Origin of the sequence: Streptomyces sp. CNQ085, assembly GCF_022614595.1 — a bacterium.
GTDB lineage: Bacteria > Actinomycetota > Actinomycetes > Streptomycetales > Streptomycetaceae > Streptomyces.
This window is the reverse complement of sequence record NZ_JAJFAU010000092.1, coordinates 9,873-19,816: the sequence shown is the minus strand read 5'-3', so window position 1 is coordinate 19,816 and position 9,944 is coordinate 9,873. Positions and strand designations below refer to the sequence as shown.

The window sequence follows — 9,944 nt, the reverse complement described above, 5'->3', positions numbered from 1 at the left end:
ACAGGGCCCGGGCCGCCGGCCCGCTCGGCGCCGGACCAGCGGTCGAGGTCCGCCCGGCCGCGGACGATCCGGGCGCGGACATCGCCGGTCTCCTGCCCGCCCGGATCCCCGCCCGGATCCGGGGTGCGCAGTTCGTGGCCGTGCGCGCGGCACCAGGCGCGCAGGTGGACCGGCAGCGCGGGGTCCTCCCCGGCCACCGCCAGCTCCCCGCCCGGGCGCAGGTCCAGCAGCGCGCGCCGCACCAGCAGGTGCGCGCCCCGCTCGAAGCCCAGCGTCCCGAGGCGGAGCGTGCGCGCCCCGGCCCCGGCCCCGGCCCCGGTTCCGGGGCCGGTCGCGGTCACGGCGCGTACTCCGCCGCGGTGACCCCTCCGGACGGGCCGTAGAAGCCCGTCTCGTCCACCGCGGCCTCCAGCAGCGCGTAGCCGGTGGTGCGGCCGGGGCGCCAGGCGGTGAGCCCTTCCAGCTCCAGCAGGGGGCGTGCCCCGGGGTCGGCGAAGGACATGGACAGCAGCAGTTCACCGAACCGCTCGGTCAGACCGGCGGGGGCGTCGTCCGCGACCGTCATGTTGCAGTGGTCGTACGGCTCCGTCTGCGCCAGCACCCGTGTACTCCCGGGCGGCAGCGTCCCCTCCCGGCCGAACAGCAGGTGGTTGGCGTCCAGGACGCAGGCGGCGTCCGCCTCGCCCGCGAGCAGGGCGCGCACCGCCTCCCGCTCGCCGCCGACGTGGTCGCCGTGGAGGCCGACGCCGTCGTCGAAGCGGCGGACGCGGAAGTCGCCGCCCGGGCACAGCCCCGCCCGGCGCAGCGTCTCCAGCGGCAGCAGGGTCGCCTGGGGCGAGTCGACCGCCCCGACGGCCACCGTGCGCCCCTTGAGGTCGGCGAGGGCGGCGACGGGCGAGTCGTGACGGGTGACGACGACGGAGGTGAGGTCCTGGTCGGTGTCACGCATCACCAGCGCGCGCATCTCCCGGCCCGCCGCCCGCGCCATGCGGTCGGCGCGCACCCAGGCCAGCGGCGAGTTCCAGGCGGCGTGCAGCCTTCCGGCGAGCAGGTCCTCGACCTGGCGCTCGTAGTGCGAGTAGAGGAGGAAGTCGAAGGGCAGGTCCCGGGCGCGCAGCCACGCGCGGAAGCCGGTCCAGATGGTGACGGTCTTCGGGTCGTAGGCCACGGCGCCCATCAGCAGGGTCAAGGGACACTCTCCTCACACGGCGGCGATCTACGCGAAGCCTAGGAGCCCGGGACGATCCGGACAACCACGCCCCGGACGCGTACGTGTGAGGGCCCGTCGAACGCCGACGGCGCGGTTGCGGCGGGAGCGGTCAGCGCTCCGCGGGCCGGCCGGCGGGCGGAGCCGCGCCGGGGGGCGGCGGCTCCTCCTGGCGGGCACGGGTGCCGGGCTCGCTCTCCAGGACGTGCTCGACGATCCTCGTCACGGCGGCGAGCCCTTCGGGGGACAGTTCCAGAGCGCGCAGGGCGAGTTTCCTGACGCCCATGTTGTGGGCCACCTTGGCGAGTTCGATCTCCGCGTCGGTGCGGGCCGCGGCCCGCTCGTCCAGGAAGTACGAGGTGGGGACGCCGAAGAAGCGGGCCAGGGCCGCCAGGAGTTCGGTGGAGGGGTTCTTCTTGGTGCCCTTGCGCAGGGCCGACAGGTAGGCGCCGCCCACCCGGACGCCGGGATCCGCCCGCTTGACGGCCGTGGCGACCTCGTCGTTGGTGTACCGGCGGCCCTTGGGGCCGTCCGGGCGGACGGTGTCGAAGAGCCGGTCGAGCCTCTCCGCCAGCGTCCGATCCCCGCGGGTGTCGGACACCGCATACACCTCCACCACACCGGAATCGACCAGGAGCCGTCGCCGCATCATAACTCCTGCCGACCGGGCGGGAGTTGACAGCCCGGTCGTTCGGGAGCCTAAACTCACTCATCGCGTTCACTCAACTACCAGTTGAGTCGAGGGGCGAGCAGTTCAACCGCAGGTTCACCACCGCCCATGCGCCGGACCACACGACCGGGGGAGAAGGGGATCGATGAGTACTGCGCCGAGGACGACCGAGGAGTACGCACCGTCCCCCTCGTGCTGTCCGGGAGGCGGCCATCACCCCCTGACCGATGACCTCACCGGTTTGCTGGTGAGGAGGGCCTGGGAGATCAGGGCCTCCCAGGCCCTCGCCTCCGCCCGCCGACGGCACAGGCCGCTCGCGCTGCTGCTGGGCGACCTCGACCGCTTCAAGGCCGTCAACGACACCTACGGCCATCTCGCGGGGGACGCCGTGCTGCGCGCCGCGGCGGATGTGCTGCTCCGCGCCGGAAGCACCGTCGGGGACTCGGTCTGCGGGCGCTACGGGGGGTACGCGGGCGACGAGTTCCTGGTCCTGCTGCCCGGCGCGGGCGCCGAGGAGGCGATGGCCGCGGCCCGGCTCGTCCAGCGGGGCGTGCGGGAGATGTCCGTGCCGGCCCCGGTCAGCCGCGGCACCACCGTGACCATCACCGGGCAGACCGTCTCGCTCGGCGTCGCCGTCTGGGATCCGGCCGACCCCGCCCCCGGCGGGCTGTCCGACCTGCTGCTGGACTCCGATGTGGCGCTGCGGGACGTCAAGCGCGCGGGAGGCGGCCGCATCCGGCTGGCCGGCTCCCCCGGCCGGCCCGGTCCGCGCCCGGCGCCCCCGCTGTTCCCTTCCTTCCGGTCCGTACCGCCCGCCGCCCGGCCGAGCTGGCTGCCGTACGGCGGGACGCACCGCGCCGTGCCCGCGGGCACCTGGTGGGACGCGGCACGGATGCCGGGAGGCACGGGACTGCTGGTGCTCGACGCGCTGCTGCGCCACGGCGACCGGCCGCCCGGCCCGGTCATAGCCGACCTGCCCGGAGAAACGGGCGGGCCGGACGGAGCACCGGAGGGGGGCTGGGAGCGGTCGCGGATGTACTTCCTCATCCCGCCCAGGGCCGCCGACCGCTGGGAGCTGCCCGGCACCCGTGTGCTGGGCCGCGGCTCCTACGTCGTGGTACCCGACGCCGCCAGCGTCCGCCCGCCGGGCCTGCACTGGATCGTGCCCCCGGCCGCCGAGCGCCGGCTGACCAGCATCCACGCGCTGCGGGCGGCGCTGGAGACCGCGGGGAAGGGCGGGGGCGCGGCGGCGGCCTCCTGCGCGTAGGACGTACGGGGCGCGCCGCTCCGGCCCCCGGACGGGCGCGGCCCGCGACGCCTCCCGGTTGTCGGTCATACCGGCACTCTAAGAGCGTCTTCCCGTTCCTGTCCCGGCCTTCGCACCACTCTCCGCGATCGTCATATGCCGCTGCGTGCCGACCCGGGCGGCCGGGGCGGCGGGGTCGACGGAGGCGGGTTCCGCGAGCGGCTCGAACACCAGGCGCGGCTCGCCGCCGGCCCGCTCGGCCGGCACCGTACCGCTCAGTGATGCGAACCAGGCAATCACGATGAGGAGCGACAGGGAGACGGAGACGGGCGCCCCGCCCAGCCCGGCCGCCGCGAGGAGGGTCGTGGGGCCAGTGCCGGAGTGGTCGGCGTCGATGCTCTCACCCCCGTCGAGGGCATCGACGCCGGCCGCTCCGACCAGCACCGTCAACCAGTGGACGAGCACCACCACAGGTCCGAACCCGAACAGGCCGACGGGGAGGCTCATGGCCGTATGCATGAACTCGCCCGTCTTTCCGTCCCCGTGACGGTCGCGGCGCGACCTCATGCTGGCACTCCGGCAGTGGGTCGCACACTGCCGGGATCCGGCAATCTTTACGCCACGCTTACGTCCGGCAACCAGAGGGAACCACCGGTGCGGCATCCGTCGTCCGCGCCTTCGGGACGGGGCGGACCGCGCGCGGAGAGGACCGCGGTCCGGGCTGCGGGGAGCCGCGAGCGGCTACAGCGGCTTCTCCGGCCAGCCCAGCAGCCGGGCGCCCATCGCGGCGGTCTCCAGGGTGTAGCGCTGGAGACCGTCGCCGGGGTCGTAGCCGGTCAGCTCCCGGATGCGCGCCAGCCGGTACGACAGGGTCCGCACGCTCACGCCCAGCCGGCGGGCCGCCTCCGCGTTCACATAGCCCGCCGCCGAGCACACCGACAGGGTCTCCAGCAGCGGCGCGGCCCCGCCGCGTGCCTGGGTCAGCGGCCCGAGCACCGTGCGCACCAGATCGGCCATCGCCGCGCGGTCGCGCAGCAGCACCGGGAAGACCAGCATCTCCGCCGCGTTGAACCGGACTCCCTCCAGGCCGAGCCGGTCGGCGAGGTCCAGGGCCCCCAGCGCCTCCTCGTAGGAGCGCACCACGCCGCTGGGGCCGCTGTGGGACCGGCCGAGCGCCACCCGCACGGCGGCGGGGTATCCCGGGCCGGGGTCCTCGGCGAGCCGGGCGAAGGCCCGCAGGACGGACTTGTCGGCGCTGGCGGCGATGCACACCAGCCGCCCGTCCTTGGTGGCGAGCAGTACGTCGCGTTCGCCGAAGCGGCCCACCAGCTCGCGCTCGATGCGGCGCACGGTGGGGTGCACGTCGTCGTACTTCTCGGTGCCCGAGGCCACCGCGACCGCGTGCGCGCGGGCCAGCCGCAGACCGAAGCGCTCGGCGCGCTCGGCGAGCCGGCCCAGGTCGCTGCGGCCGTAGAGCAGGTCGTCCACGAACTCGCGGCGCTCGGCCTCCTCCTGTCGTACCGCCAGCCGCTGGGCCCGCTCGTGACCCTCCCCCAGCGCGGCCACCGCGGCCTCCACCGCGGCCAGCAGGGCGTCGCCGGTGCGGGCCCGCTCCGCGGCCGTGGCCGACCGGGCGACGCCCGGCAGCGTGCCCCACAGCCGGCGCGTCTCGGTGAGGTAGAGGCCGACCAGGTCGCGCAGACCGTAGCCCCGCTCGGCGACCCGCTCGCCCGTCTCGCGGAAGGCGTCCAGTTCGGCGCGGCGCGGCAGCCGCCCGGTCCGGGATATCTCGGCGAGCAGTTCCGCGTAGCCGCCGAGGAAGGAGTCGGGGATCCCGCCGCGTCTCACCGGTGCCCGTCCCTTTCCGCTCGCCCCCGGACTGCGGCCGGGCCACCGGCACAGACTAGTGCCGCATCAGCCAGGGTTCACCCCGCTCGCCGCCCTGGCACGCACGCTCGCCGCGTTGACCGAAAGCCCAGGTAGGACAACTACACGCGGCTTCCGGCCGCCGCGGCCGAGTGCGCCGTGACCACGTGGGATCAGGTGTGATCAGCGTCACCGGCGAAACCGGGGCGGCCGGGGGCATTCGCCGACATGGACCGGAAGCCTCCGGGCATTACCCGACGGTACCCGCGCGTCCGCGCACGGATCCGCTCTTGCGCGGAAACAGCGGGTTGTGGGTACGGTGGTATGACAATCAAGATCACAAAAGGTGTGCCGGGAAGTCTGGTCGGCGACGTTGTCCACGTACCCCGAAACCGACCCCGGGAGGTCACTCCATGTCCAACGCCCCCAAAGAGCGCACCTCCCTCTTCGGGTTGCCGTCGTTCCAGGAACGCCGGTTCCTGCTGGAGGCGCTGCGCACCGAGACCGTCGGCGGGATGCTGCTGCTGGCCGCCGCGGTGGTGGCGCTGGTGTGGGCGAACTCTCCCTGGGGGAACCTGTACGAGTCGGTCCGCGACTTCCACTTCGGCATCTCCTCCCTCCATCTCGACCTGTCCGTGGGGCACTGGGCATCGGACGGCCTGCTGACGATCTTCTTTTTCGTCGCCGGAATCGAACTGAAGCGCGAACTGCTCCTGGGTGAGTTGCGGCGCCCGGCCGCGGCCGCGCTCCCGGTGGTCGCCGCCGTGTGCGGCATGGCGGTGCCCGCACTCTTCTACGTCGCGGTCAACGCGGCGGGCGGCGGTCAGATGGACGGCTGGGCCATCCCCATGGCCACCGACATCGCCTTCGCCCTCGGTGTGCTCGCCGTGATCGGCACCAATCTGCCGTCGGGCATCCGGGCCTTCCTCCTCACCCTCGCCATCGTCGACGACCTCGGCGCGATCCTCGTGATCGCCGTCTTCTACACCTCCGCGCTCAACCTGCCCGCCCTGGGCGGCGCGCTGGCCGGGCTGGTGGTGTTCTGGTTCCTCCACCAGAAGCTGCGGGTGCGCGGCTGGTACGTGTACGTGCCGCTGGGCATCGCCATCTGGGCGCTGATGCACGCCAGCGGAGTGCACGCCACCATCGCCGGTGTGGCGATGGGCATGCTGCTGCGGGTGGTCCCGGCCAAGGGCAGCGAGGGCTGGCCCACCGAGAAGGAGTCGCCGGCCGAACGGATCGAGCACCTGGTGCGACCGCTGTCGGCGGGCTTCGCGGTGCCGGTGTTCGCGCTCTTCGCGGCGGGCGTCGGCGTCTCCGGCGACGCGCTGGGCGAGACGTTCGGCCGGCCCGAGGCACTGGGCGTGATGCTCGGCCTGTTCGCGGGCAAGCTCCTCGGCGTCTTCGGCGGTACCTATCTGGCCGCCCGCTTCACCCGCGCCCAGCTCAGCAAGGACCTGGAGTGGGCGGACGTGGTGGGCGTCGCGCTGCTCTCCGGCATCGGCTTCACCGTCTCGCTGCTGGTGGGCGAGCTGGCCTTCGCCGACAACGCCGAGACCGGCGAGTACGTCAAGACGGCCGTGCTGATCGGCTCGCTGGCCGCCGCGGTGGCCGCCGCCGTCTTCCTCAAGTTCCGCGACGCCCGCTACAAGCGGCTGTGGGAGGAGGAGAACCGGGACGAGGACCACGACGGCATCCCGGATGTCTACGAGTGGCCGCGGGGCAAGGTCGCCGAGGAAGCGGGCGGCCGGACCGACCGCGAGGGCTGACGGACCCCGGCCCGCCCCGCCTCCGGCCCCCGTCCTCCCGGCCGCGCCGTCCCCGCCGTCCCCGCCGTCCCGCCGCTCCGCAGCGCGGGACGCCCGTCAGCCCCCGGCACGGGGAGGACCCGCGCGATCGGCACGTACGTGCCGCTGTGGGCGGTGATCGGGAAGGCGATGGTGACGGCGGTCAGCGCGGGCGCGCCCTTCCCGGCGGGTAAGGCGGGCGGCCGCGCCGTACCACCGCACGCCGGGCACCGGTTCCCGGCCGCCCCGTCCCAGCGCTCCGCGCACGCCATGCCTCCCCCCTGCCCCTCGGTGATCGTCCGCCGCACCCCACCGGCGTCCCGAGCGGTCGCCCCCCGTTTCCGGGCGTACTCGGGGCCCGGACCGGCCCCTATTTGGTCTATACCCCCTAGGGGTATAGAGTCGGGAGTGTCGGAACACCCGTCCGGTCACCCGGACGCCTCCGTGAGCCAATTCCGAGGGAGTAGAGGCAATGAGCACCGTCACCACCACCTACAAGGTCACCGGCATGACCTGCGGCCACTGCGAGGGCGCGGTCGACAGCGAGGTCTCCGCGATCGACGGCGTCACCGAGGTGAAGGCCGTCGCCTCGACCGGCCTGGTGACCGTCACCACCACCGGCGAGCCGGACGATGAGGCCGTACGCGCCGCCGTCGACGAGGCGGGCTACGAGCTCGCCGGCCGGGCCTGACCGCCCGCAGCCACCCCACCCCCGCCGGACCGTACCGCCGGACCGCGCCCGCGCCGCCGGCGCGGTCCGGCCCTCGCCCGGGAGACAGCATGACCATCATCACGGCATCCGGTACGCAGGCGCCCGCCGACGAGGTCGAACTCGTCATCGGCGGCATGACCTGCGCCTCCTGCGCCGCTCGCGTCGAGAAGAAGCTCAACCGGATGGACGGCGTGACCGCCACGGTCAACTTCGCCACCGGAAAGGCGCGCGTCAGCCACGCCCCCGGGGTGAGCGTCGGCGACCTGATCGCCACCGTCGAGAAGACCGGCTACACCGCCCAGCCGCCCCCTCCGCCCGCACCCGCGCGGCCGGAGGACGGGACCGGGACCGCGGCCGAGGCGGGAGCCGTGGAGGGCGAGGGCGACCGCGAGCTGTCCTCGCCGCGGCAGCGCTTCCTGGTCTCCCTGGCACTGTCGGCGCCGGTCGTGCTGCTGTCGATGATCCCCGCCCTCCAGTTCGACAACTGGCAGTGGCTCTCCCTGACCCTGGCCGCGCCGGTCGTGGTGTGGGGCGCGCTGCCCTTCCACCGCGCGGCGTGGACGAACGCCCGGCACGGCGCGGCCACCATGGACACCCTGGTCTCGCTGGGCACGACCGCGGCCCTGGGCTGGTCGCTGTGGGCGCTGTTCCTCGGCGACGCCGGGATGCCCGGGATGCGGCACGGCTTCGAGCTGACCGTCTCCCGCGCCGACGCCTCCTCCGCCCTGTACCTGGAGGTCGCGGCCGGGGTGACGACGTTCATCCTGCTCGGCCGCTATCTGGAGGCGCGTTCCAGGCGCAGCGCGGGCGCAGCGCTGCGCGCCCTGCTGGAGCTGGGCGCCAAGGAGGTCACCGTCCTGCGTGACGGGCGCGAGGAGCGGATCCCCGTCGCCGGCCTGGCCGCAGGGGACCGCTTCCTGGTCCGCCCCGGCGAGAAGATCGCCACAGACGGCACCGTGGTCGAGGGCGTCTCGGCCGTGGACGCCTCGATGCTGACCGGCGAGTCGGTGCCGGTGGACGTCGCGCCGGGCGACGCGGTCGCCGGCGCGACCGTCAACATCTCCGGCCGGCTGGTCGTGCGAGCCACCCGCGTCGGCTCCGGCACCCAGCTCGCCCGGATGGCCGCTCTGGTCGAGGACGCGCAGAACGGCAAGGCCGAGGTGCAGCGGCTGGCCGACCGCGTCTCGGCCGTCTTCGTACCGGTGGTGCTGCTGATCTCGCTGGGCACCCTGGCTTTCTGGCTCGGCACCGGCGGAGGGCCGGCCGCCGCCTTCACCGCGGCCGTCGCCGTCCTGATCATCGCCTGTCCCTGTGCCCTGGGCCTGGCCACCCCCACCGCCCTGATGGTCGGCACCGGACGCGGCGCCCAGCTCGGCATCCTCATCAAGGGCCCCGAGGTCCTGGAGACCACTCGCCGCGTGGACACCGTCGTCCTGGACAAGACCGGCACCGTCACCACCGGGGTGATGGAGCTGCGGGACGTCGTCGCCGCCGGGGGCGAGGACGGGGACGAGGTGCTGCGCCTGGCCGGCGCCCTGGAGCACGCCTCCGAGCACCCCGTCGCCCGGGCGATCGCGGCGGGGGCCGCCGAGCGGGCCGGCTCCCCGCCCGCTCCGGAACACTTCGAGAACATCGCGGGGCTCGGCGTCCGGGGCACCGTCGAGGGCCGCGAGGTGGCCGTGGGCCGGGAGCGGCTGCTGGCGGAGAGCGGCCTGGAGCTCACCCCGGAGCTGGCCGGGGCACGGGCCGCCGCGGAGGCGGAGGGCCGTACCGCGGTCGCCGTCGCCTGGGACGGGAGGGTACGGGGGCTGCTGGCGGTGGCGGACGCCGTCAAGCCCACCAGCGCCGAGGCCGTCACCCGGCTGCGCGCCCTCGGGCTCACCCCGGTGCTGCTCACCGGCGACAACCGGGCGGTGGCCGAGGCCGTCGCCCGTGAGGTCGGAATCGACACCTCCGGGGGCCGGGTGATCGCCGAGGTCATGCCCCAGGACAAGGTCGACGTCGTCAGGCGCCTCCAGGCCGAGGGGCACTCCGTGGCCATGGTCGGCGACGGCGTCAACGACGCGGCCGCCCTCGCCACCGCCGACCTCGGCCTGGCGATGGGCACCGGCACCGACGCCGCCATCGAGGCCGGCGATCTCACCCTGGTCCGGGGCGACCTGCGGGTCGCGGCCGACGCCATCCGGCTCTCCCGCCGCACCCTGGCCACGATCAGGGGCAACCTCCTCTGGGCCTTCGGCTACAACGTCGCCGCCCTGCCGCTGGCCGCCGCCGGGCTGCTCAACCCGATGATCGCGGGGGCCGCGATGGCCTTCTCCTCGGTCTTCGTCGTCACCAACAGCCTCCGGCTGCGGGCCTTCCGCTGACCGGTCCCGATCCTGCCGGCCGGGCTGGTCCGGCTGGTGGACCGCCTGCTGGAGAAGGACGCCGAGCTGCGGCCGGAGAACGCCGACGCG

General features: G+C 74.5%; 8 protein-coding genes and 1 pseudogene. 4 read left to right on the top strand and 5 right to left on the bottom strand.

The features are described 5' to 3' along the window. From LJ221_RS15990 to LJ221_RS15980, 3 genes and pseudogenes are all read right to left on the bottom strand, one after another. Positions 1-341: pseudogene (locus LJ221_RS15990) on the bottom strand (sulfurtransferase TusA family protein); the annotation flags it as partial. Beyond that, positions 338-1,189: a phosphate/phosphite/phosphonate ABC transporter substrate-binding protein gene (locus LJ221_RS15985; RefSeq protein WP_241717408.1), complete on the bottom strand. Its 852-nt coding sequence runs from the start codon at positions 1,187-1,189 to the stop codon at positions 338-340. The pseudogene LJ221_RS15990 and the gene LJ221_RS15985, both read right to left, overlap by 4 nt. Positions 1,190-1,319: 130 nt before the next feature. Beyond that, entirely contained in the window at positions 1,320-1,856 is a 537-nt protein-coding gene (locus tag LJ221_RS15980) for an XRE family transcriptional regulator (protein ID WP_241717407.1), read from the bottom strand. A gap of 166 nt (positions 1,857-2,022) precedes the next feature. Here LJ221_RS15980 and LJ221_RS15975 point away from each other — a divergent pair, with 166 nt between their 5' ends. After that, positions 2,023-3,144, top strand: coding sequence for a GGDEF domain-containing protein (locus LJ221_RS15975; protein ID WP_241717406.1), 1,122 nt, complete (start codon positions 2,023-2,025; stop codon positions 3,142-3,144). Positions 3,145-3,222: 78 nt separating this feature from the next. On the opposite strand, the gene LJ221_RS15970 is transcribed toward LJ221_RS15975, so the two are convergent. Together LJ221_RS15970 and LJ221_RS15965 are read right to left on the bottom strand one after the other, a co-directional pair. Next, a complete protein-coding gene (locus tag LJ221_RS15970) occupies positions 3,223-3,630 on the bottom strand; it encodes a hypothetical protein (protein ID WP_241717405.1) in 408 nt (135 codons plus the stop codon). Positions 3,631-3,864: 234 nt separating this feature from the next. After that, the gene (locus LJ221_RS15965; protein WP_241717404.1) at positions 3,865-4,971 is read right to left on the bottom strand and encodes a helix-turn-helix domain-containing protein; all 1,107 of its coding nucleotides are present in this window, start codon (positions 4,969-4,971) and stop codon (positions 3,865-3,867) included. Between the two features lie 431 nt (positions 4,972-5,402). On the opposite strand from LJ221_RS15965, the gene nhaA reads away from it, so the two are divergent. The 3 genes from nhaA (at position 5,403) to LJ221_RS15950 (ending at position 9,854) form a co-directional block, all read left to right on the top strand. Further along, positions 5,403-6,758, top strand: coding sequence for a Na+/H+ antiporter NhaA (nhaA, locus tag LJ221_RS15960; protein ID WP_241717403.1), 1,356 nt, complete (start codon positions 5,403-5,405; stop codon positions 6,756-6,758). 490 nt (positions 6,759-7,248) lie between these two features. Then, the gene (locus LJ221_RS15955; RefSeq protein WP_241717402.1) at positions 7,249-7,467 is read left to right on the top strand and encodes a heavy-metal-associated domain-containing protein; all 219 of its coding nucleotides are present in this window, start codon (positions 7,249-7,251) and stop codon (positions 7,465-7,467) included. An 89-nt stretch (positions 7,468-7,556) separates the two neighbouring features. Next, positions 7,557-9,854 (top strand): cation-translocating P-type ATPase, encoded by a 2,298-nt coding sequence (locus LJ221_RS15950; RefSeq protein WP_241717401.1) that lies wholly within the window; start codon positions 7,557-7,559, stop codon positions 9,852-9,854. The last annotated feature ends 90 nt before the right edge of the window (positions 9,855-9,944 follow it).